This is a genomic window from Streptomyces sp. PSU-S4-23 (assembly GCF_055632315.1).
Genome location: NZ_JBVMUU010000002.1, coordinates 2,696,853 through 2,719,062 on the forward strand (window position 1 = coordinate 2,696,853; position 22,210 = coordinate 2,719,062).

At 71.2% G+C, this 22,210-nt stretch carries 24 protein-coding genes; 8 read left to right on the forward strand and 16 right to left on the reverse strand.

Features of this window, described 5'->3' with window-relative positions; genetic code table 11:
* Positions 1-48 precede the first annotated feature (48 nt).
* From ACZ79I_RS12945 to ACZ79I_RS12960, 4 genes are all read left to right on the forward strand, one after another.
* Positions 49-1,008 carry a metal ABC transporter substrate-binding protein gene (locus ACZ79I_RS12945; protein ID WP_471497104.1) on the forward strand — a complete coding sequence of 320 codons (960 nt, stop codon included), beginning with the start codon at positions 49-51 and terminating at the stop codon, positions 1,006-1,008.
* A 17-nt stretch (positions 1,009-1,025) separates the two neighbouring features.
* The gene (locus tag ACZ79I_RS12950; protein ID WP_471497106.1) at positions 1,026-1,793 is read left to right on the forward strand and encodes a metal ABC transporter ATP-binding protein; all 768 of its coding nucleotides are present in this window, start codon (positions 1,026-1,028) and stop codon (positions 1,791-1,793) included.
* On the forward strand, positions 1,793-2,695 hold the full coding sequence (locus ACZ79I_RS12955) for a metal ABC transporter permease (protein WP_381077640.1): 903 nt from the start codon (positions 1,793-1,795) through the stop codon (positions 2,693-2,695). The genes ACZ79I_RS12950 and ACZ79I_RS12955 overlap by 1 nt, the downstream gene beginning before the upstream one ends.
* A gap of 111 nt (positions 2,696-2,806) precedes the next feature.
* Positions 2,807-3,229, forward strand: coding sequence for a Fur family transcriptional regulator (locus tag ACZ79I_RS12960; protein WP_471497108.1), 423 nt, complete (start codon positions 2,807-2,809; stop codon positions 3,227-3,229).
* A gap of 60 nt (positions 3,230-3,289) precedes the next feature.
* On the opposite strand, the gene ACZ79I_RS12965 is transcribed toward ACZ79I_RS12960, so the two are convergent.
* From ACZ79I_RS12965 to recO, 3 genes are all read right to left on the reverse strand, one after another.
* On the reverse strand, positions 3,290-3,829 hold the full coding sequence (locus ACZ79I_RS12965) for a YcxB family protein (protein WP_471497110.1): 540 nt from the start codon (positions 3,827-3,829) through the stop codon (positions 3,290-3,292).
* Between the two features lie 70 nt (positions 3,830-3,899).
* Complete coding sequence (locus tag ACZ79I_RS12970; protein WP_471497112.1) at positions 3,900-4,739, reverse strand: isoprenyl transferase; 840 nt, start codon at positions 4,737-4,739, stop codon at positions 3,900-3,902.
* A gap of 116 nt (positions 4,740-4,855) precedes the next feature.
* Positions 4,856-5,602 carry a DNA repair protein RecO gene (gene recO, locus ACZ79I_RS12975; RefSeq protein WP_471497114.1) on the reverse strand — a complete coding sequence of 249 codons (747 nt, stop codon included), beginning with the start codon at positions 5,600-5,602 and terminating at the stop codon, positions 4,856-4,858.
* An 86-nt stretch (positions 5,603-5,688) separates the two neighbouring features.
* Between recO and ACZ79I_RS12980 the strand changes: the two genes are divergently transcribed.
* Positions 5,689-7,152 (forward strand): MFS transporter, encoded by a 1,464-nt coding sequence (locus tag ACZ79I_RS12980; protein WP_471497116.1) that lies wholly within the window; start codon positions 5,689-5,691, stop codon positions 7,150-7,152.
* Between the two features lie 34 nt (positions 7,153-7,186).
* Here ACZ79I_RS12980 and ACZ79I_RS12985 read toward each other — a convergent pair whose 3' ends face one another.
* Positions 7,187-7,402 (reverse strand): hypothetical protein, encoded by a 216-nt coding sequence (locus tag ACZ79I_RS12985; protein WP_471497117.1) that lies wholly within the window; start codon positions 7,400-7,402, stop codon positions 7,187-7,189.
* A 180-nt stretch (positions 7,403-7,582) separates the two neighbouring features.
* On the opposite strand from ACZ79I_RS12985, the gene ACZ79I_RS12990 reads away from it, so the two are divergent.
* Positions 7,583-7,975, forward strand: a complete 393-nt coding sequence (locus ACZ79I_RS12990; protein WP_471497119.1) for a DUF397 domain-containing protein — start codon at positions 7,583-7,585, stop codon at positions 7,973-7,975.
* A gap of 829 nt (positions 7,976-8,804) precedes the next feature.
* Here ACZ79I_RS12990 and ACZ79I_RS12995 read toward each other — a convergent pair.
* The 11 genes from ACZ79I_RS12995 to ACZ79I_RS13045 form a co-directional block, all read right to left on the reverse strand.
* Entirely contained in the window at positions 8,805-9,128 is a 324-nt protein-coding gene (locus ACZ79I_RS12995) for a helix-turn-helix domain-containing protein (RefSeq protein WP_471497121.1), read from the reverse strand.
* Complete coding sequence (locus tag ACZ79I_RS13000) at positions 9,125-9,505, reverse strand: type II toxin-antitoxin system RelE/ParE family toxin (protein ID WP_471504911.1); 381 nt, start codon at positions 9,503-9,505, stop codon at positions 9,125-9,127. The genes ACZ79I_RS12995 and ACZ79I_RS13000 overlap by 4 nt, the downstream gene beginning before the upstream one ends.
* A 98-nt stretch (positions 9,506-9,603) precedes the next feature.
* Positions 9,604-11,109 carry an MFS transporter gene (locus tag ACZ79I_RS13005; RefSeq protein WP_471497123.1) on the reverse strand — a complete coding sequence of 502 codons (1,506 nt, stop codon included), beginning with the start codon at positions 11,107-11,109 and terminating at the stop codon, positions 9,604-9,606.
* A 98-nt stretch (positions 11,110-11,207) separates the two neighbouring features.
* Positions 11,208-11,843: an NUDIX hydrolase gene (locus tag ACZ79I_RS13010; RefSeq protein WP_471497125.1), complete on the reverse strand. Its 636-nt coding sequence runs from the start codon at positions 11,841-11,843 to the stop codon at positions 11,208-11,210.
* A 132-nt stretch (positions 11,844-11,975) separates the two neighbouring features.
* The gene (gene folE / locus ACZ79I_RS13015; RefSeq protein ID WP_381077615.1) at positions 11,976-12,512 is read right to left on the reverse strand and encodes a GTP cyclohydrolase I; all 537 of its coding nucleotides are present in this window, start codon (positions 12,510-12,512) and stop codon (positions 11,976-11,978) included.
* 351 nt (positions 12,513-12,863) lie between these two features.
* On the reverse strand, positions 12,864-13,892 hold the full coding sequence (locus ACZ79I_RS13020) for a DUF6879 family protein (protein WP_471497127.1): 1,029 nt from the start codon (positions 13,890-13,892) through the stop codon (positions 12,864-12,866).
* A gap of 38 nt (positions 13,893-13,930) precedes the next feature.
* A complete protein-coding gene (locus ACZ79I_RS13025; RefSeq protein ID WP_471497129.1) occupies positions 13,931-14,899 on the reverse strand; it encodes an SCO2521 family protein in 969 nt (322 codons plus the stop codon).
* A 1-nt stretch (position 14,900) separates the two neighbouring features.
* The gene (locus ACZ79I_RS13030) at positions 14,901-15,881 is read right to left on the reverse strand and encodes an SCO2522 family protein (RefSeq protein ID WP_471497131.1); all 981 of its coding nucleotides are present in this window, start codon (positions 15,879-15,881) and stop codon (positions 14,901-14,903) included.
* A complete protein-coding gene (locus ACZ79I_RS13035; RefSeq protein ID WP_471497133.1) occupies positions 15,878-16,795 on the reverse strand; it encodes an SCO2523 family variant P-loop protein in 918 nt (305 codons plus the stop codon). The genes ACZ79I_RS13030 and ACZ79I_RS13035 overlap by 4 nt, the downstream gene beginning before the upstream one ends.
* A gap of 3 nt (positions 16,796-16,798) precedes the next feature.
* The gene (locus ACZ79I_RS13040; RefSeq protein ID WP_471497135.1) at positions 16,799-18,640 is read right to left on the reverse strand and encodes an SCO2524 family protein; all 1,842 of its coding nucleotides are present in this window, start codon (positions 18,638-18,640) and stop codon (positions 16,799-16,801) included.
* 73 nt (positions 18,641-18,713) lie between these two features.
* Positions 18,714-19,502, reverse strand: a complete 789-nt coding sequence (locus ACZ79I_RS13045; RefSeq protein ID WP_471497137.1) for an SCO2525 family SAM-dependent methyltransferase — start codon at positions 19,500-19,502, stop codon at positions 18,714-18,716.
* 265 nt (positions 19,503-19,767) lie between these two features.
* On the opposite strand from ACZ79I_RS13045, the gene ACZ79I_RS13050 reads away from it, so the two are divergent.
* Complete coding sequence (locus ACZ79I_RS13050) at positions 19,768-20,301, forward strand: GNAT family N-acetyltransferase (RefSeq protein ID WP_471497139.1); 534 nt, start codon at positions 19,768-19,770, stop codon at positions 20,299-20,301.
* A 38-nt stretch (positions 20,302-20,339) separates the two neighbouring features.
* Here the strand turns inward: ACZ79I_RS13050 and ACZ79I_RS13055 are convergent, their stop codons facing one another.
* On the reverse strand, positions 20,340-20,735 hold the full coding sequence (locus ACZ79I_RS13055) for a phosphatase domain-containing protein (protein WP_471504914.1): 396 nt from the start codon (positions 20,733-20,735) through the stop codon (positions 20,340-20,342).
* 538 nt (positions 20,736-21,273) lie between these two features.
* Between ACZ79I_RS13055 and ACZ79I_RS13060 the strand changes: the two genes are divergently transcribed.
* A complete protein-coding gene (locus ACZ79I_RS13060; RefSeq protein WP_471497141.1) occupies positions 21,274-22,209 on the forward strand; it encodes a dihydrodipicolinate synthase family protein in 936 nt (311 codons plus the stop codon).
* Position 22,210 lies beyond the last annotated feature (1 nt).

The window sequence follows — 22,210 nt, forward strand, 5'->3', positions numbered from 1 at the left end:
CCGGAGGCTTGTTGACAACGGTTTCCATCTTTGTTGAAAATGAGTGTCATGAACGTACGACGACGCCTCATACCCGCGGCCGCCCTGACCGGTGTCACCGCCCTGACCCTCGCGGCGACCTCCGCCTGCTCCTCCGCCGGCGCCGCGGGCGGCGACACCGGAAAGTTCGACGTCGTCGCGTCGTTCTACCCGATGGCCTTCCTCGCCGAGCAGATCGGCGGGAAGTACGTCCATGTCACCAGTCTCACCCAGCCCGGGCAGGAACCGCACGACCTTGAGATCAGCGCCCGGCAGACCGCGCAGCTGGACCAGTCCGACGCGGTGCTCTACCTCAAGGGCCTCCAGCCCTCCGTCGACGACGCGGTGGCCCAGTCCGGGATCGGGACGAAGATCGACGCCGCCTCCCTGACCAGCCTGGAGGACCACGGCAACGAGGTCGGCGGGCACGCCGCCGCCCACGACGCCCACACGGGCGAAGAGAGCGGGGGCAAGGACCCGCACATCTGGCTCGACCCGGTGCGCTACGCCGAGGTCGCCAAGGGCGTCGGCAAGGCGTTCGAGAAGGCCGACCCGGACCACGCGGCCACCTACCGGAAGAACACCGACGCGCTGGTCAAGAGGCTCGGCGGCCTCGACGCGCGGTTCTCCGAGGGCCTGCGGAACACCCGGACCAAGGTCTTCATCACCACGCACGCCGCCTTCGGCTACCTCTCCGAGCGCTACGGCCTCACCGAGGAGGCCATCAGCGGCCTGGACCCGGAGTCCGAGCCCAGCGCCGCCCGCGTCAAGGACCTTGAGAAGATGGCGCGCACCGACGGCGTCTCCACGGTCTTCTACGAGACGCTCGTCAGCGACAAGACCGCGAAGACCATCGCCGAGGACGCGCACCTGACGACGGACGTCCTCGACCCGATCGAGGGCATCACCGCCAAGTCCCGTGGCCGCGACTACATCCAGGTCATGGAGTCCAACCTGAACGCGCTGCGGAAGGCCCTGGGAACCAAGTGATCGTTACGGAGGACGCGATGGGCCAGCCCGTCATATCCCTGCGCGGCGTACGCGCCGACCTGGGCGCACGCCCCGTCCTGCGCGGCATCGACCTCACCGTGCGCCGCGGTGAGGTCGTCGCGCTGCTCGGGGCGAACGGCTCGGGCAAGTCGACCGCCGTGCGCAGCGTCATCGGCCAGGTGCAGACCGACGCCGGCGAGATCGAGCTGTTCGGCACGCCGCGGAGCCGCTTCCGCGACTGGCACCGCATCGGCTACGTGCCGCAGCGCACGACCGCCGCGGGCGGCGTGCCCGCCACGGTGACCGAGGTGGTCTCCTCCGGCCGGCTCTCCCGCGCCCGCTTCGGCGTCCTGCGCAGGGCCGACCGCGAGGCCGTACGGCGGGCACTGGACCTGGTCGGCATGGCGGACCGGTCCAGGGACTCCGTGAACACGCTCTCCGGCGGCCAGCACCAGCGCGTGCTGATCGCCCGCGCGCTCGCCTCCGAACCCGAACTGCTGATCATGGACGAGCCGATGGCGGGCGTCGACCTGGCCAGCCAGGAGGTGCTCGCCCGGACCCTGCGGAGCCAGGTCGCGGCCGGTGCGACCGTACTGCTGGTGCTGCACGAGCTGGGCCCCCTGGAGCCGCTCATCGACCGGGCGGTCGTGCTGCGCGACGGCTGCGTCCTGCACGACGGCCCGCCCCCGAAGGCCGTGGGCCAACACGCCCTGCCCGGCCACGACCACGTGCACCCGCACACCACCGCGGGGGCCGAACCGACACGCACGGGACTGCTGAGCTGATGGACCTCCTGAACTACGCCTTCATGCAGCGGGCCCTGCTCGCCGCCGTCCTGGTCGGCATCACCGCGCCGGCCGTCGGCATCTACCTCGTACAGCGCCGCCAGGCCCTGATGGGCGACGGCATCGGCCATGTGGCGATGACCGGCGTCGGCCTGGGCTTCCTGCTGTCGGCCTCACCGGTGTGGATGGCGACCGCCGTCTCGGTGCTCGGCGCGGTCCTGATGGAGCTGATCCGCTGGTACGGCAGGACACGCGGCGACATCGCGCTCGCCATGCTCTTCTACGGCGGCATGGCGGGCGGCGTGATGTTCATCAACCTCGCGCCCGGCGGCTCCAACGCGAACCTGACCTCGTACCTGTTCGGGTCGCTGTCGACGGTCTCCCCCTCGGACGTCGTGGCGATCTGCCTGCTGGCGGCGTTCGTGGTCCTGGTCACCCTCGGACTGCGCCGCCAGCTCTTCGCGGTCAGCCACGACGAGGAGTTCGCGCGGGTGACCGGCCTGCCGGTGCGGGCGCTGAACCTGCTGACGGCGGTCACCGCGGCGGTGACGGTGACCGTCGCGATGCGGGTGGTCGGTCTGCTGCTGGTGTCCGCCCTGATGGTGGTCCCGGTGGCGGCGGCGCAGCAGTTGGGCCGCAGCTTCACCGCGACCTTCGCGATCGCGGTCGCCATCGGCGTCACCGTGACCATCGGCGGCACGATCACGTCGTACTACCAGGACGTGCCGCCCGGTGCGACGATCGTGCTGCTGACGATCGCCGCGTTCATCGCGCTCACCGCGCTGGCGACACCGCTCGCCCGGCGACGCGCGCGGGCGCTGGCCGCCGCGCAGACCGCCGGGGACCCCGTGGAGTGCGCGATCCCGGCCGGCCGGGAGGCCGCCGACGGGGCCGGAGTCTGACCGCGCACAGGCCGGGCTGGCACAATGGCCCGGCAAGGCGCAGACGTGAGCCGTGAGAGAGCCGAAGGGGCGCGCCCCGCAGATGAGCGAGCCATCGAGAAGGAGGCAACGGTGACGACCGCCGGCCCGCCCGTACGGGGACGATCCACCCGCCAGCGCGCCGCCGTGGCGGCGGCGCTCGACGAGGTCGACGAGTTCCGCAGCGCGCAGGAGCTCCACGACATGCTCAGACACAAGGGCGACTCCGTCGGCCTCACCACCGTCTACCGCACCCTGCAGTCCCTCGCCGAGGCCGGCGAGGTCGACGTCCTGCGCACCTCCGACGGCGAGTCGGTGTACCGCCGCTGCTCCACCGGCGAGCACCACCACCACCTGGTCTGCCGCGTCTGCGGCAAGGCGGTCGAGGTCGAGGGCCCGGCAGTGGAGAAGTGGGCCGAGGCGATCGCGGCCGAGCACGGCTACGTCAACGTGGCACACACGGTGGAGATCTTCGGAACGTGCGCGGCGTGCGCGAGCGCCACGGCCGAGGGCTGACGACCGGCACCGCAGCGGGCGCTCAGGGGGCCGAAGGCGAGGGTGCCCCGCAGGCGACGCTCACACGCGGGGCAGATGCCGGTCCAGCAGGGCCCGCAGCCGCTCCACGCCCTCCGGGCTCCGCGCACCCCGCTTGACGAGCACCACCGCGCAGGTTCCTCCACGGTCGGGGCTGCGCAGCAGGAAGCAGTGGTCGGTCTCGGCGTAGCTGCCGTAGTTGGCCCACCCCATGCGCGCGTCGACGTGGGCGCTGACCGTGCGGACGCCCTGCTCGCCGACGGTCACCCGCATCACACCGTGGTGCTGGCTCGCCCCGATCAGCCGGCGGGCCATCTTCTGGGGCACCCGGGACATCAGCACCGGCCAGAGCGCGAACATCACCCCGAACGCGACGAGGGCGGCGTCGTCGCCCCACACGCCCCCGGCCAGCAGCGCCACCCCGAACAGGGCGAAGCCCCACAGGACGACGGGGTGGTAAAGGAGCCCCGCCCTGCCCTGCTTGCGCAGCATCACCCGCAGGGCGTCGGTCATCTCCTCCTGCCGGTACTCGTACTCCAGTACGACATCGGTCTCGTGCTGCTCCACGGTCCGCTCGGCCATGGCCCCTCCCCAGGTGATCGCCGGTGACGAGCCATGATCGTAACGGCAGGGCGTGACGGAGCACGCCGGGTCATTCCTGCTCCTGCCCGCCCTCCATGGCCAACAGCTCCTCGTTCGGGATCGCCCCGCCGAACCGGCGGTCGCGGGAGGCGAACTCCACGCACGCCCGCCACAGGTCGCGCCGGTCGAAGTCCGGCCACAGGACGTCCTGGAACACCATCTCGGCGTAGGCACTCTGCCAGATCAGGTAGTTGGAGGTGCGCTGCTCACCGCTCGGCCGCAGGAACAGGTCCACGTCCGGCATGTCCGGGTAGTACATGTACTTCGCGAGGGTCTTCTCCGTGACCTTCGACGGATCGAGCCTGCCCGCCTTCACGTCCTCCGCGAGGGCCTGCGCCGCGTCCGCGATCTCGGCGCGGCCGCCGTAGTTCATGCAGAAGTACAGCGTGAGCAGGTCATTGCCCTTGGTCTGCTCCTGGGCGACCTGGAGCTCCTTGGCCACCGACTTCCACAGCCTGGGCATCCGGCCCACCCAGCGCACCCGGATACCGAGCCCGTCGAGCTGGTCGCGGGTCTTGCGGATGAAGTCACGGTTGAAGTTCATCAGGAAGCGCACCTCGTCCGGCGAGCGCTTCCAGTTCTCCGTGGAGAACGCGTACAGGGAGATGTTCCGGACGCCGATCTCGACCGCGCCCTGCAGCACGTCCAGCACCCGCTCCGCGCCGACCTTGTGCCCCTCGGTGCGCGGCAGGCCGCGCTCCTTGGCCCAGCGGCCGTTGCCGTCCATGACGATCGCCACGTGGTTCGGCACCAGCTCGCCGGGGAGCTTCGGCGGGCGGGCCCCGGACGGGTGCGGCTCCGGCGTCTTGTACTCGCGTCGCTGGCGCCCCAGGAACCCGCGTACGGCCATGTGCTTCTCGTCTCCCTCGATCTGCTGTCGTTCTACTGCTGTTTCTACTGCTGTTTCTGCTGCTGTTTCTGCTGCTGTTTCTGCTGCTGTTTCTGCTGCTGTTTCTGCTGTTCCGCCTACTGCTCCACGTACCGGAGCGAGCGCAGTCCGCGCTCCAGGTGCCAGTGCAGATACGCCGACACCAGTCCGCTGCCCTCCCGGACGTACCGCGGCTCGCACGCGTCCGCGGTCTCCCAGTCTCCCGTGAGCAGCGCGCCGAGCAGTTCGAGGGCCCGCGGCGAGGGTACGACGCTGCCCGGCACCCGGCAGTCGCCGCAGACGGCCCCGCCCGACGCCACGGAGAAGAAGCGGTTCGGGCCGGGTATGCCGCACTTCGCGCAGTCGCCGAAGCTGGGCGCGTAGCCGTTGACGGCGAGGGAGCGCAGCAGGAAGGCGTCCAGCACGAGGTGCGGCGCGTGCTCGCCCCGGGCAAGGGTGCGCAGTCCGCCGACCAGCAGCAGATACTGCTGCACCGCCGGCTCGCCCTCGTGGTCGGTGAAGCGCTCGGCGGTCTCCAGCATGGCCGTGCCGGCCGTGTAGCGCGCGTAGTCGGTCACGATGCCGCCGCCGTAGGGAGCGATGGTCTCGCTCTGCGTGCACAGAGGCAGGCCGCGCCCCACCAGCTCGCTCCCCCGCGCGAAGAACTGCACGTCCACATGGGAGAAGGGCTCCAGCCGGGCCCCGAACTTCGACTTGGTCCGCCGCACCCCCCGGGCCACGGCGCGCACGCGTCCGTGCCCGCGGGTGAGCAGGGTGATGATCCGGTCCGCCTCACCCAGCTTCTGGGTGCGCAGCACGATGCCGTCGTCGCGGAACAGGCTCATGAGCCCATTCTGCCCTCACGCGAGCCCGGGCGGCCGGGCGAGCCGGAGACCAGCAGATGGACATATCGGTGATATCGATGTTTTTCATGACCCGCTCCCCTGCCCGCTCCGGTCCGTCCGCCGCCCCCTCCCCGGCCGCCGGGGAGCGCGCCGCACCGGATCCCCGCGCGTGGCGCATGCTCGCCGTGGCACTCAGCGCCACCTTCATGGCGAGCTTCGACCTCTTCGTGGTCAACATCGCCGCGGCGGCGCTCCACACCGATCTGCGCATGAGCGACGCGGCGCTGGAACTCGTCGTCGCCGGCTACGGGTTCGCGTACGCGGCGGGCCTGGTGACCGGCGGCCGGCTCGGCGACCGGTACGGCTACCGGCGGATGTTCGTCACCGGCCTGTCCGCCTTCACGGCGACCTCGCTGCTGTGCGGGCTCGCCCAGTCCCCGGCCCAACTCGTCGGGGCCCGGCTGGCACAGGGCCTCGCGGCGGCCGTGATGGTGCCGCAGGTGCTCTCGCTGGTCACGGCCCACTTCCCGGCCGCGCACCGGGGCCGGGCCACCGCGTGGTACGGCGCCGTCAACGGGATCGGCGCGGTCACCGGGCAGTTGCTCGGCGGACTGCTGCTGGAAGCGGACGTCCTTGGCCTCGGCTGGCGCACCGTCTTCCTGGTGAACGTGCCGGTCGGCCTGATCGCCGCCGGGTTCGCCCTGCTCGTGCTGCCACCGCCCGCACGGGACCGGACGAGCCGGCGGTTCGATCCACTGGGGGCGGCGGGCGTCACGCTCACCCTGGCCCTGGTCCTGGCGCCGCTGTCGCTCGGCCGCCAGGAGGGCTGGCCGGTGTGGACCTGGATCTGCCCTGCCGTCGCCGTCCCCACGGGCCGGCTGACGCTGGGCTGGCAGCGGACCCTGCGCAAGCGCGGCGGCGACCCCGTGGTGCATCCCGGACTGCTCGGCAACCGCCCCTTCACGACCGTGCTCCTCGCGGTGGGCCTCTTCCAGTCCTACTTCGGCGCCTACCTGTTCACGCTCGCCCTCCTCCTGCAAAGCGGCCTCGGCGCCCGCCCCGTCACGGCAGCCGTGGTCTTCGTCCCCCAGGCCGTGCTGTTCAGCACCGCCTCCCTGCTCAGCGGGCGGCTGACGGCCCGGCACGGAACGGCCGTGCCCGCCGCCGGGGCCGCGCTGATCATCACGGGTCTGACCGCCCTCGCCGCCCACCTCGCGATCGCCGGGAACGACGTCACCGGCCCCGCGCTGATGCCCGCGCTCGCCCTCATCGGCCTCGGCAACGGCCTCCTGCTGCCGCCGCTGATCGGCTTCGCACTGGCCCGCGTCGGCCCGGCGGAGGCGGGGTCCGCCTCCGGCACTCTCAGCACCACCCAGCAGTTCGCCAGCTCCCTGGGGGTCACCGTGTTCGGCATGCTCTTCTTCGTCACGGCCGGCCCCGGCCTGCGCTCGGCCCCCACAGCGATGGTGACCGTCACGGCCGTGTTCGTCACCCTCATCGCGGCGGTCGCGTCCCTGCTGCGGACCATCGCCCGCCACCGCTCCGGCTGAGACGGGGGACGGACCCTCCCGGGAAGGCGGCCGTTCACGGCACCTCGCCCCGGCTGCGGGCGTTGGCGTACGCGGTCGCCGCACTCAGGCGCTCGGCTGGGGTCGCGATGCGTACGGCCTCCGGCTCGACGTCCCACTCCCTGCCGCCGCCGTACGGTCGCAGCTGCACGTACGGCCCCTCGTACCCCATCACCACACCCACCCGTCCGGTGCGGACGTCGACGGCGTACGCCCCGATCGGCAGCCTCATCCCACCTCCGCGACCCGCTCGGCGCGCAGGGCCGCCGTGAGGCGGGCGGCGGCGTCGGCGGAACAGCCGCCCAATCCAACGAGTGGACAGGGCGCCTCACGCGCAACACTCGCCGGGTCGAGCCGGAGCGACGGCAACAGGATTCCGGCGCTCGCGAGCGCCGCCCGCAACTCCTTCACAATGTCCTCCGCCTCTTCGACGCACCGCGCCGAGTGCCGTCCCCCGGGTGATACATGTGCCGCAGACACGTGCTCCCCTTCCTCCCCTTCCTTTGCGGGTTTTACGCTTCGCGTCCTCACGGTGACGCTCTGCATCTACACTTCGGCAGGAGTTCACGCACTACAGGTGAGAGGCAGTAAAGGGGCGTTGCGCGCGGGGCTCACGCAAGTGGATTTGCGGGCCCGGGTTTTCGTCTCCGGCCACAGTGACGGCCACGGCGACGGCGACGGCGGCAGTTGCGTCGAGGTCGCTGCCGGAGCCGCCGGCATGGTCCCCGTCCGCGACAGCAAGGTGCCCGGCGGTGCCGTCCCCCTCAAGGCCCGGCGGCGTGGACGGAGTTCATCCGTACGGTGAGGACCGCCCGCTTCTAGCCAGTGTCGTGCTTCCGCGCTCCGAGTAAAGGGCGCTTCGCGTCGGCTTCGCCGATCGGCCTCCGGCCGACCCTTGACTCGGAGCGCTCCAGCACGGGGAGGAAGCGAGCGGACGGCCCGGAAAGCCGGGCCCCCCAGGTAGGCCGCACGGCCGTGGGCCGGGCAGCACCCGGAGTCGGTCGGCGCGACAGCCCGTCAGGGCACGCCGGGCCGGCTCGGCGTCTGCGGCAAGACCGGGCGGACGCTTCAGCACCTCGCATGCACGCCGGGCCGGCTCAGCGTCTGCGGCAAGACGGAGTCTCGGCGGGGGGCGGATGGGTGGGCGACTCACCGATTGGAGGATCTGTGCCACGGTGGGGCCTCTCCCTCCTCGTCAGGGGCTGCCTCGATGGCACAAATCCTCCAATTGCTCCTGAGCACTACCCCCAAGGCCACCCGAGTCACACCGGCCGCGCCAGTCCCGCCTACCGGGCGATCGCCGCCGAACCCACCCGGCGTGCATGCGAGGTGCCGGCGCGCCCATCCGCCCTGCGGCGGACGCTGAGCCGGCCCGGCGTGCATGTGAGGTGCTGACGCGCCGTCCGCCTCCGGGCGCGGGGCAGCCGACGGGCCCTGCGGCTTACCTGGGCCCCCGCTGCTCCCCCGGCCGCCCGCTCGCTTCTTCCCCGTGCTGGAGCGGGTCGTGTCAAGGGTCGGCCGGAGGCCGATCGGCGAAGCCGACGCGAAGCGCCCTTGACTCGGCCCGTGGAAGCACGACACTGGCCAAGAAGCGGGCGGTCCAACGGTGCCTCGTCCGCTCCGGTCAACGGACGTCAACCGACCTTGCGCAGCTCCCCGTCGGCGAAAACCGCGACGATCACCAGGCTTCCGCCCAGCGCTTCGACGTACCTCGCCACGACATCCGTACCGGAGACCTGGCCACTCTCGATCTGCGAGACACGCCCCTTGCTCACACCCATGCGCTCGGCCACCTGCGCCTGGGTGCAGCCCCGCTCCCGCCGCATCTCGACGAGCCGCCAGGCCCGTGCCTCGGCGAGCAACCGCTGGGCTCCTTCGAGAAACGCGTCGCGCCCGCCGGACAGTTCCTCCGCCCGCTCACGGTGCCCGCCGGTCGACCACTTGGTGTATCCGTTCACTTCCCCGACTCCTTCTTCCGATCAGCCAGGTATTCCGTGTAACGACGTTCGGCGAGCGGGATCGCCTCGTCATACCAGGCGTCCCAGTTTCCGGCTTTGTCCCCCGCCACAAGGAGGATCGCGGATCGCCATGGGTCGAACATGAACAAGAGGCGCATCTCACTCCGGCCAGTCGAGCCCGGACGCAACTCCTTGAGATTGTGCAAGGAAGACCCCTTGACCCGGTCAACCAGAGGGCGCCCCTCGGCAGGTCCATGGCACGCAAGGACCCAGATCGCCTGGTTCACCAGCACGTATGAACCAAGATCGCCTTTCTCCAGATCGTGAAGCCACTGATCCACCTCGGCGGTCAGATAGACGTCCCGCTGTTCTTCCACCTTCAGCCCTTCCGCGAGTTTAGCATTCACTAAACTCGACGCCAGGCGCAGAAGCCGCCGAGATCCCGCATCATCACCCGTACGGGCCGCCCACCGGCCTACCGCCCGTCCGGCACCGTCGCCTCCCGGAGTTCCGGGTCGAGTTCGCCGGCGTCCCGGTGTGCCGTCTCGTGGCGCAGCAACGTCAGGTGGGCCGCGGCCAGGGCCAGCAGGACCCCGATGTTGAGCAGGGCCGCCGCGTGCAGGCCGTCCGTGAAGGCCCTTCGGGCGAGGGCGAGGAGTTCGTCACCGAGCCGTTCCGGCAGCCGGCCGGCGGCCTCGGCGGCGCCGCCCAGGGTGGCGCGGGCGGCCTCGGTGAGGTCGGGTCCGATGCGGCCCGGAAGGCTGCCGCCGTCCATCGTCGCCCGGTACACGGCCGCGGCGACGGATCCGGCGACGGCCACGCCCAGCGCCTCGCCCAGGTTCGCGCCGGTCTCCCCGACGCCCGAGGCGTTGCCGGCACGTTCGGGTGGGGCGCTGCTAATGATCACGTCGTTGGTCAGGGCGAGCGCCGCCTGGATGCCGAAGGAGGCGATGGCGAAGGCGATGACGGCGGGGACCGGTCCGGATGTCGTGCGTGCCTGGGTGAGCAGTACCAGGCCCGGTACGGACAGCAGGAACCCACCCGACATGATCCAGAGCGGGTTCGTCCGGTTCGCCGCGAGCGGGGCCAGCAGCGCGCCCACCACGCCCGCCGCCACCGCGGGCAGCGTCCACAGCCCGGTCGCCAGGGGGGACAGTCCCAGCACCAGTTGGAAGTACTGCAGGAGCAGGAACTGCGTGCCGGTCACCGCGAAGAGCCCGAGGGTCAGCCCGCCGAGCGACACCCCGAACGCCGGGCGGGAGAACAGCCTCAGGTCGAGCATGGGGTCGGCGAGCTTCAACTGCCTGCGCACGAAGACCGCACCGAGGCAGAGTCCCGCGACCATGCTCAGCAGCGGCAGTGCGTGGAGGCCGTGCTGGGCGATCTGTTTGAAGCCGTAGACCACCGGCAGCACGGTCGCGATGGACAGGGCGGCGCTGAGCGGATCGAGCCGCCCGGCCTGCGGGTCGCGGAATTCGGGCAGCAGCAGCGGGCCGGCGATCAGCAGGACGATGCCCACCGGCACCCCGAGCAGGAACACCGAGCCGTACCAGTAGTGCTCCAGGAACAGCCCGCCGATCAGCGGGCCGATCATTCCGCCGATGCTGAAGTTGGTCATCCACACCGCGACCGCGATCCGCCGCTGCCCCGGGTCGCGGAACATGTTGCTGATCAGGGAGAGCGTCGACGGCATCAACGTGGCCCCGGCGACCCCGAGCAGCGCCCGCGAGGCGATGAGCATCCCCACGCCGGACGAGCAGGCGGCGAGCAGCGAGGCCGCTGCGAAGGCGGCGGCACCCGAGAGCAGGAGTCTGCGGCGCCCGATCCGGTCCCCCAGCGTTCCCATGGTGGCGAGGAAGCCGGCGACCATGAAGCCGTAGATGTCGATGATCCACAGCAGTTCCGTGGTGCTCGGATGCAGTCGCTCGCTGAGGTGGGGCGCGGCCAGGTGCAGCACGGTCATGTCGAGACCGATGAGCATCGTCGGCAGCGCGAGGACGGCCAGTCCGGTCCATTCCCGTCGTCCGGCCCGCGCCGGAACCCCGGCACGGGCGTCTGACGTGCCCCGGGCCACCGGCGTCAACCGGTCGCTCGGGAGGAGACCGGCGCGCCCCGGTAGGCGTCCAGCAGGCGGCGTACGGCGTAGGTGACCGGGACCGGATGGCGCAGCGCCTCGTCGGGTGTCAGCCATACGGCCGAGGTGCCCTCCGGGCCGAGGTGCACCGTGAGGCCGGTGTCCACCGCGTCGGCGGTGCGGTAGACGTGCCACAGATGGGCGTCGGCGCCGCGGCGGCAGCCGTCACCGGGTACGGGGATGCGGGCCAGGTGTTCCAGCGGCGCACCGGCGATGCCGGTCTCCTCCCGGAGTTCGCGCGCCGCCGCCTCGCCGGGGTGCTCGCCGCACTCGACGTGTCCGGCGGGGATCGTCAGGCCGAAGGGGAACGCCGTGCGGTCGAAGAACAGGAGGCGGCCGCGGACGTCATGGACGAACACGCCCGCCGTCTCGTGCCAGTATTCGCCGTCGGCGTCCGTCCACCACCGGACCGCGGGATCGAGCACCAGCGCACGGTCGGCGGTGTGACCGCAGGCGGGGCACACGCAGTGCCGCCGGCCGCCGGTGGTGCGCCACTCCACCGGCTCGCGGTGGCAGCGCAGACAGTAGTGGTGCTCGGCGCCGTCGTTCAGCGCGTGCGGTGGAAGGAAGTCCAGTTTCATGTCTCATCACCGATCTCCGGCCTCCCGTCACGGACGTGCCGGACGTGCCGGGCGCGCCGGACGGCGCGGCTTCGCGCGGCGGACAGCCCGGTGTCCTGGGCGCGAAGCCGGGCGCGTCGGCCGACGGGCCCGTCAGTCGTCCAGGCCGTACCGGAGGAACAGCTCCTTGTCGCCCGCGACATAGGAGGTGTCGGTGATCACCGTCTGGTCGGACGGGCCCCGGCTGCACATGCACATGTGCCGGCCGGTGGAGACGACCCGCGCCGCACGGGCGCCGCCCGAGGTCATGATCTCCTCCGCGATGTCCTTCACGAGGTGCTCCTGGATCTGGAACCTGCGGCTGAACGCCTGTACCAGCCGGGGGAACTTGCCGAGGCCCAGGATCCGGTCGCCGGGCACGTACGAGATCGCCACCTTGCCGTAGAAGGGCAGGAAGTGGTGCGCGCAGATCGAGTAGTAGTTGATGTCGTGCACGCGGACCACGCCGGCGTGCTCGCCCTTGACCTCGACCGTGGTCTTGAGGATGGTCGAGGTGTCGATCTCGTAGCCGCTCAGCAGTTCGCGGTAGGCCCGTACGATACGGGGTTCGCATTCCGGTTCCTGGTACCAGTCGAGCGCGCGCTTGTCGGTCGTGACGTTCTGTTCGAGCCACTCGGCGATGCTGCTCATGAAACACCTCCTGATGGACGCCCCATGGCGCCTTGAGTGCTGCTGTTTCAGGTCGGCCTGCGGCCGGCTCCGCGAAAGCGGTTGCCCGAGGAACTCGATCACGACGTTCCGATGGGATCCGACGGGATCCGATGGGATCGGTCGCTGTTGTCGACCAGAGTCAGAAGCGCGTACGCACGTGCTGTGAACAGCAGCTTCGTGCTGACTGTGCCATGCTGCCCGCCACTGTCCGGAGCACGCAACTTGTCGGAGATGTCCGAGTGACCCGTCACTCTCCCGGCCTCTCCCGGCAGAGGCGGCCGCCGTCGCGGGCCGCCGTGGCCGCCGCGACGTCGAGCCGCCTCGCAGGGTTCAGCCGGACGCCGTGCTCGGTTCGGGCTCGGGGTCCGGGTCGCTGGGCTCGGTGGCCTCCCACAGCACGTTGAAGCGGTTGACCCGCTCCTCCACGTGCTGCCGGGTCATCTTCAGCAAGGTCTTGGCGGGCACGATCTCCACGTCCGGCTCGGTCTCGTAGGAGAGCTCCCCGTCGAAGAGGATGAAGTCGTTGAGCGGGGTCACCTGGGCGCGCGGCGGCAGCAGCGACCGGACCGCGATGCGCGCGTCGATGCCGAACTCCCGGTGCCGGTCGCACAGTCGTTCCAGGCTCTCCGTGCGCTCCTCGGGCCTGCTGACGAGGAACAGCCGCCGCACCTCCACACCGCGCTGCTTGATCGCCTCTTCCTGCGCCTTCAGATAGCGGTTCGCGGGCTCGCTGAACCAGAAGTCACGGTCCACCGAGGTGCTGGTCGCGTACACCGTCTTCCTGGCGCAGGTGGTGAGATCGATCAGCCAGTCGTGGTTCTCTCCGGGGCAGTCGGCGCTGCCGTTGCTGAGGCTCTCCATCAGCGAGGCGAGCCGGCCGATCTCCTCCTGGGCGAAGGTCTTGACGATCTCCGAACCGTGCTCGCCGACCTGGGTGTACTTGCGGGCCAGCCGGGTCACCCCGTCGGAGCGGAGCACCGACCGGTCCACCTGGCTGAACAGCTCCGTGGCGTCGTTGATCTTGGCGAAGCTCTCGTCGACGGCCGCGCGCATCTGCGCGTGGTGCTCGGCCAGGCTGTCCTTCATCTCGCGGATGCGCTTCTTGTGGCCCGCCTCCATGGTCTCCAGCCGCTGCTCGAACTCCACGAGGTACTGGATGATCAGCGCGGCGCCGCCGAGGACGACGGACACGGTCAGCTGCCACACCTGGTTCTTGTCCTGGTTGAGGACACTGGTCAGGACCCAGGTGCCGCCGGCGACTAAGACCGTGAACAGTGTCTTCCTGAGGAGCTTCGGAATCTGCGTCTGATCCTGGGTCCTCGGCGCGGTCCTGACTTCCCCTGTCGATGCTCCGTTCATATGAGCCTCCCCCGTCGGGTGTGTCGTTGTGCCGCCCTTCAGCGCGTACTCAGTGCCTCGTGCAGCAACGGAACGGCCTGGACGGCCAGTTGGTCGCGGATGCGCTGGACCAGGGTCTGCCACTGGCGGGTGAACCCCGGTTCCCGTTCCAGCACGTCCCACAGGTGGCCCAGCGTGCGGTCCACGTGGGCGCGGGGCATCCACAGATGCAGTAGGTGATCGACGGCCGGGCGCAGGGCCAGGACGGCCGAGGGGCCGTCCGCCGCGCCGAGCCTGCTGCTGTCGAGCATGTGCACCACGGTCGTCAGCAGCCAGTCGTGCAGGGCGAGGTCCTCGCACAGACCCGCCGCCGCGGCGGCCGGGGTGTCCTGCGGCAGCCGCAGCTGAACGGTCCGCAGCCCGTCCTCGGCGAGCGTGAAGCGCTCCAGTGACGGCCCCTCGCCCTCGGGGGCGCGCCGTGCGGCCCAGCGCAGATGGGTGCGCCGGGACTTGAAGGGTGCCTTGTGGTCGAGCAGCGGATGGCGCACCACCTGGGCGAACAGACCCTCGGCGATCATCCCGAGGTCCAGTTCGCCGCGTCCGCCGCCCCGCAGCACGCCCTCGGCGGTGGCCTGTTCGGGGAGCTTCCCGAAGGGTTCGACCAGGCCGGGCCTGACGAGGTAGTGGCCCCAGGGGCGGCGCATGTCGGGGCCGGCGGCCGGGGCGCTGAAGTAGGCGGTGGCCTGCAGGACGCGGCCTTCGGTGAGCGCGGCGCGGGCGGCCACCGTGCCGACGCCGCGCACCTTGGCTCCGTTGGAGGTGGGCAGCCGGCAGTCGACTCCGGTGAGGACCTCCGGGGAGAGCGCGTACAGGTTGGGGCGTTCGGAGACGCGGACCAGTTCGTCGGCGCGCAGCCGCAGCAGTTGGGCGGCGGCCCGGCCGTCCAGCGCCTGGAAGGACGGCAGCAGGCCGGTGCGCACCTCGCCGCAGGCGAGAACCGGGCGGGCCGACTGTCCGGGGGCCGGCATCTCAGGTCTCCCCGGGGGAGAAGGCGGGGGCGGGCTCCTCGTAGAACACGTAGGTGGCGCGCTGCGCGACGGCCGCCGGCACGGTGGCGCCCTCGCGCGCGGAGCGCTCGGCGACCTGCCGCAGCGCGCCCGCGTCGACGTCCGTCTGGTCGAGGATGAGCCGGACGGCGTCCTCGACGGCCAGGAAGCGGTTCGGCATCAGGGTGCAGGTGCGGTACGCGCTGAAGGGTGTCGCGGAGGCGTTGAGCTGGATCAGCGGCGGCAACCGGTCCCAGTCGTAGGGGAAGTCGGCGCCGTTCCAGGGGCGCGGGGTGAGCACGGGCTCGCCGAGGTGGCGCAGGAGGCCGAGGCGGGCCAGTTGCCAGACGGCGGCGAGGAACGGGCAGGACCACAGGCGTTGTCCGTCCTTCTCCGACCACAGTTCGACGTCCATGAACACGGAGTGGTTGCGGGCCGCGGTCTCCTGGGGCGGCTGCCAGACGCTGACCTCCATGGCGCGGCGGGAGGTGGGGCTGCGCTGCCCGTTGGCGAGCCAGCCGGTCTGGCTGACGGGCGGGCGGGAGCCGTGGCTGCCCGGCGGCGGCGACTCGACGAGGCGGTGCATCACGGCCTCGGCCAGCTCGATCTTGTCGGCGACGGCGCAGCCCGATTCGCGGGCGAGGTAGTCGATGACCAGTCCGGCCCGCTCGGCCTCTTCGAGGATCACGGGGACGAGTTCGGCGGGCGTGGAGAAGCGGGTGAAGTAGTCGTCGACGAGGAAGCAGGTGCTGATGCGGGGCCGCTTGCCGCCGGTGCGGCGGGCGGCGGCGGCACGGGCGGCGTCCACCCAGATCCGTACCTCGGCGAAGTGCTCACGCAGCCGCTCGGGGCCGGCCTCGAAGTCCTCCATGTAGAGGTGGCCGAGCTCCAGGGAGAGGTGGGACAGCGGGACGGACTGGGTGCGGGGCTCTGCGGTGGTCTCGCGGAACACGGCTTCCGTCACGGCTGCTCCCAGTACTTGTCGTCGGTGAGCCGTCCGGCCAGCTCGCTCAGCGCCTCCCAGGTCTCCCTGTTGGCGATCTGGCTGTCGAGCACGTCCTCGTCGGTGATGAGCTGTTCGCGCCACTGCAGGACGGGCTCCAGGGGCACGGAGCCGAGGACCTGGCTGTAGCCGATGCCCTGGGCGGAGGCGAGGTGCTTGAGGTCCCGGTCGCACTCGCGCATCCACGCCGACTGGGTGGCCGACACCTGGGACCACAGGGCCGACTCGGGATCGGGGACGGCGGCCCGTACGAAGCGGATGACGGCGCGCAGCGCGTCCTCGTCGTGGCCGCGGGCCACGCCTCCGGCGACGATGCCGCGCCTGCCGAAGACCAGGCTGGCGGCGGCGGCCACGTGCTGGCGGGTCCAGCGGTGGAAGACGAGCCAGCGGAACTGCACGCCGCTCATCTCGCGCTGCGCGGTGGCCTCCAGGACCATGTCGACGGCGTAGCTGCGGCCGGCGCTGAGGTCGACGACGATCAGGTCGAACTCGCTGTTGAGCCGGAGCAGGAGGTCCACGCAGCGGCGCAGGTTGTCGTCGGTGGTGGCGAACTCGCCGCCGCTGAGGTCGCCGGGCATGAGCACCAGGCGGCCGGAGCCGGGCGGCCGGTTGCGCAGCACCCGGTGCTCGGTTTCGGACCAGACGTCGACGCGGGCCGGTTCGCCGACGTCGCCCACCAGATAGGAGTGCAGTCCGCGGTCCTCGGCGGCCTGGCGTGCGTCGGGCACGTCGAAGACGGCCGACGCGGTGGGCGAGCCGAAGTCGAAGTCCAGGTAGCAGACGTCGTCGCCGGCCAGCGCGCGGTGGTAGGCGAGGTTGGCGCTGGTGACGGAGCGGCCCGTGCCTCCCTTGTCGGAGGCGGCGAACAGGAGCACGGCTCACACCCCCTGGGCCGCGGCTTCGCGGGCCCGGGCCAGGGCGTCCAGCTGTCCGAGGACGTCGAGGGCCAACGCGCAGGCGGTGCCGGGTTGTTCGTCCACGAGCGTGCGAGCGCGGCGCAACTTGACCTCGATGCCCCTGAGTTCCAGGCCGCGGTTGCCCTCGCTGGCGGGCGCGGGCTCCATCTGCTCGTTGCCGAGGAGGTGCGTGGACTCGCTCAGCAGCGCCTGGGCGAGGTCGGTCAGTTTCGTGCTGCGGATCGGCGGCTGCTTGTACATCTCCTGGACCTGGACCATCACCTCGGTGACGCGTTCGGTGATGCTCCAGGACACCGGTACGTCGAGGGACGGGGAGTCCGGGTAGGCGGCGTGGACGTTGTCCCACAGGCCGACGGCCTCGCCGTCGCGCAGGCGGCGGCGCCACACGTGGCCGAAGATGTCCTCGGCGAGTCTCAGCAGCCGGTCGTGTGCGTCGAGGTTGCGGGAGAGCGTGCACAGCTGGATGGTCCGCTTGAGCAGCTGCGCCGAGAAGTCGGTCATGGTCCACTGCATGGGCGGGCCGATGCGTTCGCTGCCCTGCAGCGGCAGGGTGACGCCGGGGTTGTGCAGCCGGACCATGGGGTCGTCGCGGGTCATGCGGCTGGTGATGCGGCCGCGTTCGGCGAGGCGTTCCATGATCCTGACGGTGCGGGTCAGGTCGTCGTCGGTGGCCCGGCGGCGCATCAGGTCGTGGATGAGGATGGCGGCGACGGAGAGGGAGAAGTACTCGGATTCCAGCTTCTGGCCGGTGGTGCGCCAGGGGATGTCCTCCAGGGGCCAGCGGTCGGTGTCGAAGCGCGCGATGCCCGACCAGAACTGCTGGGTGATCTCCCATCGGAGGCGTAACGCCTCGGCGAGCTTCTGCTGTTCGGGGTTGAGCAGGCCCAGGGTGAGGGTCCGGTCGGAGAACAGGTCCTGGATGCCGTCGAGGGCGACGACGGTGAAGTAGAGGTACGGCACCGCGTTGGCGACGCCCTGGGGCTGGGTCCCGATCGGTTCGTCGGTCTCCACCTCGGGCGCGTCCTTGATGATGCTCCAGCCCCAGCCGCACTCGAAGAGCTGGCTCTCGTCCTTGAGGCCCTCCTCGACGTCGAGGCCGAGGGTGAGGCTCTCCCCGATGGCGGCGCGCAGCGCGCGGAAGCGGCGCTGGAACTTCTGCACGACGTGGCGCTGCGACAGCCGCCCCTGGCCGAGGAGTTCGCACAGCGTACGGCCCTGGGAGGAGTCGGTGTCGAAGACGTTGACGGTGAAGGAGCGCAGCAGGCTCACCATGGCGGCGGTGAGCCGGGCGCTGGTGGCGAGGCGCAGTTCCTGGATGGTCTCCAGGACGTCGCTGCGGCGGGTCTTGGACTCGTAGACCTTGAGGAAGCCGAGTGTGGCCAGGCACAGGGTGATGGACATCGAGTACGAGTCGACCACCCCGAGCTCACGCTGTTCCTTGGTGAGGTCCCGGTCCTTGTCCCTGGAGGAGAAGTAGTAGCCGCCGGCGAACGACGGCCGCTTGTCCTCGCCGGTGTGCATGCGCATGAACTGGGCTGCTGCGGCGACGAGGTTCGCGGGGATCTCCAGCCGTCCGCCGGCCTTGCGCATCGTCTGCTGGACGTCGTCCTGTGTGGTGTCCGGGTCGTCCAGCCGGAAGGCCGGGATCTCGGTGGCCGGGTACAGCAGGCAGAGCAGGCGCTCCGCGTCGGCGACGCTGCTCTCTCCGCCCCATTTGCCCCATGCCCACTCCCCACCGTCGAAGGAGTGGCGGGCGATCGCCTGCCAGATGTCCAGCAGATGCTGGCGTGGCTTGATCTGCATCCCATGCCCCTCACACAGGCCGCGCTGCCATCAGCTCGGTGAATTCTCTGTTCTCTTGTCGAAGCCGCGCTCCTCAACTGGTCGGAATATCGGACTCCGAATTCCTGCGACCCCAGGCGACGATCATTCCCGAATACCCCTCGCGCAGGGCGGCCGACGCCTTGAGCCGCGTCGTCTTGAACTCCCGGGCGAAAGGCACCAGGCTCTCGTGCACCTCCGACTCTCCCACGTCGCACGCGGGGAAGAAATGCTCACCCGCGTGATACCCCATGGAATGCTCCATGAACGCGGCGGCGAAGGGCGCGCCGGGGGCCAGGGCGCGCAGGAAGCACTCGACGCCCCGGGCGAACTCCTTGTGGGAGGTGGTCATCGACTCCGCGACGAAGAACATGGTCCCCATGGACCACTGCCCCTCGTGGCGCACGAGGTCGAAGAGGTTGCCCGACCGGACCCGGACGGTGTCGCGGAACTTCGCCCGCGGGTCCATGTCCAGGGCGCCGTACACGTCGTTCTTGCACAGGACGCGCCAGAACTGGTCCCAGTTCGCGTCGTAGGAATCGACCTGGCTCTCCAGGTAGCGCACATTCGCGGATGAACGCTCCAGGAGGGTGATCTCGTCGCACCACGGCAGCATGGCGAGTGCGGGATAGAGGTTCGCGCCGGCGCCCACATCGATACCGGAGACCGGCCCGGGGGGCGGCGTTCGGAAATGATCGCCGAAATGATCGCGTACGATGTGGAGGATCTCCGCGTCCTCTGCCTGAAGGTCGCGGTAATTGTGATCTACGTAGGCGATGGGGTCGAATGCGGCCCACGATACGTCCGCATTCAGTTGAGTATCCCCCGACGATCTCAAGGTCATTGGCTTACGGTACCAACGCCGGGGACCCCGCGGATCCCCTCCGGCCAAATGTCATGGAACGCGACTACGGCACATGGGGCGCACCGGGGGCGCACCGGGGCGAATGACTTTTTGGACCTGATCCCACCTTGAAGGGCCAGATCGCCCCGCTCAAGATGGTCGGAACTCTGTCGAACACACCCGAACGGCAGAGATCACGCGTCCCACCCGTATCACCCGTACGGGTGTCAACGCGTCCTTGACTCCTTTCCGCTTGGGGGGCGGCATGGCTGCGTTTCCACAGGAACGTTTCTCTTCGCATGGGGGCCGGACCGGCCCGGCACTGTTCCACGACCGGGGGCTCGTCGACCGGACGCTGACGATGAGGGGAGTCACGGAGGAGGACCTGCCCGAACTCGTCCGCGTCGACAGGGAGGCGTTCCCCGACGACCCCTACCCCTACTTCGTGCTCCGCCAGCTCTTCGACCTGCACGCGGACCAGTTGCTCGTCCTCGACGACGGGGAGCGCCTGCACGGCTACGTCCTGTTCGTCATCTCACCGGACAGGTACCGGGGTTGGATCGTCAGCCTCGGCGTCACCCGCGACCAGCGGGGGCGCGGGCTGGGCCGGCGGCTGATGCTGGAGGTGCTGCGCCGGCTGCGCGCCGAGAGCGTCCGCGAGATCCGGCTGACGGTGGAGCCGGCGAACGACGCCGCGATCACGCTGTACCGGTCGCTCGGTTTCTCGTCCGACGAGGGCGTGCGCAAGGACTACTTCGGCGCCGGGGAGGACCGGCTCATCATGACGCTCGGGCTGTGAACCTCACGGCGGGGGGCCGTGCGGCCCATGAGGCCCGCTCAGGCGGTGAAGCGCCGCACGTACCGCCGCTGCCAGGGCGTCTCCACGGCGTGCCGGTCGTAGTGTGCGCGGACGTACGCCACGGCGTCCCGCGGCGGTACGCCGTCCAGCACGGCGAGGCAGGCCAGCGCCGTGCCGGTGCGGCCGCGACCGCCGCCGCAGGCGACCTCGACACGCTCGGCGGCGGCGCGGTCCCATGCCCCGGCAAGCAGCCGGCGCGCCTGGGAACGGCTGCCGGGCAGGCGGAAGTCGGGCCAGCGCAGCCAGTCGGCCTCCCAGGGCACCTCGGGCGGCGGGCTGCCGAGGAGGTACAGGGCGTACGACGGAACGGGCCCGTCCGGCAGCGGCCGGCGCAACGCCCTCCCGCGCACGAGCCGCCCGGACGGCAGCCGCAGGACACCGGGACCATCGGGATCCCAACTCGTCTGCGGCTGAGGAGGGTTGCCGGAGCGGTCCGGGCGGCTGCCGGGTCCGTCCGGGGTCCTTCCGGCGGCGTCGGGGGCCACGCGGGCGTGTGCCTCACCGGTGCGGGCGCCGCCCGCAGGCGCCTCAGGGCTGCCGGTCTCCGGGTCGCGGTCGGTCATCGGCCCAGTGTCGCCCGGCGGCCGGGCCGGGGCAGGGCGTTTCGCGGGCAGCGGACCGGCGGCCGGGCGCGGCGCCGCGTTCCGCCGGCGGCGGATCGACGGCCGGGCACGGGCACGGTCCGCCGCAGACGACGGACCGGCGGTCAAGCACGCCACCACCTCCCGCCACCGCCTCCCGCCACCGGCGCCCGCGGCTTCTCGGGCGAGTCGGCCGCCGGGCACCGCTTCCGCTGCCACCATCCTGTGCGGGAGGGCGAGCCGGCGCGCGAGCCCGTGCGGCAGGCGGCACGCCCCTCCCCGGCCACCGCCGTGGCCGACGTACCCGACCAGAGAACGCCAGGGAGCCCTGATGACCCTGCCCGCCCCGCTGACCGGTGTCGTCCCGCCCGTCTGCACCCCTCTGACGCCGGAAGGCGAGGTCGACGTCCCCTCGCTGCTCGGGCTCGTGGACCATCTGGTGACGGGCGGGGTGGACGCCCTGTTCGTCCTGGGGTCGTCCTCGGAGGCGGCCTACCTGACGGACTGCCAGCGTCGGTCGGTGGTGCGGACGGTGGTGGCGCACGTGGCCGGCCGGCTGCCGGTCCTGGCCGGGGCGATCGACATGACGACGCCGCGTGTGCTGGACCACGTGGCATACGCGGTGGAGGCGGGCGCGGACGCGGTGGTCGTCACGGCGCCGTTCTACACCCGGACCCATCCCGCCGAGATCGCCCGCCACTACCGGCTGGTCGCCGGCCGCTCCCCCGTGCCGGTGATCGCCTACGACATCCCCGTCTCCGTCCACACCAAGCTGAGCGCCGAGCTGGTCCTGGAGCTCGCCGCGGACGGGACGCTGGCCGGTCTGAAGGACTCCAGCGGGGACCTGGCCGGCTTCCGCGCGGTCGTCACGGGCGCCCGTGCGCGGGCCGGCATCACGGGCTTCAGCGCGCTGACGGGATCCGAGCTGGTCGTGGACTCGGCCCTGGCGCTGGGCGCGGACGGGGCGGTGCCGGGCCTGGCGAACGTGGACCCGGAGGGCTACGTCCGTCTGGACCGCCTGTGCCGTGCGGGCGACTGGGACGCGGCGCGGGCGGAGCAGGAGCGGCTGTGCGCCCTGTACGGGATGACGGGCGTCGGGGACAGGGCCCGGATGGGCGCGAGCTCGTCGGGCCTGGGGGCGTTCAAGGCGGCGCTGTACCTGCGGGGGGTGATCGCCTGCCCGGCGACGGCCCAGCCGCAGGTGCCCCTGTCGGAGGGGGAGATGGAACGGGTGGGGAAGCATCTGGCGGCGGCCGGGCTGCTGTAGT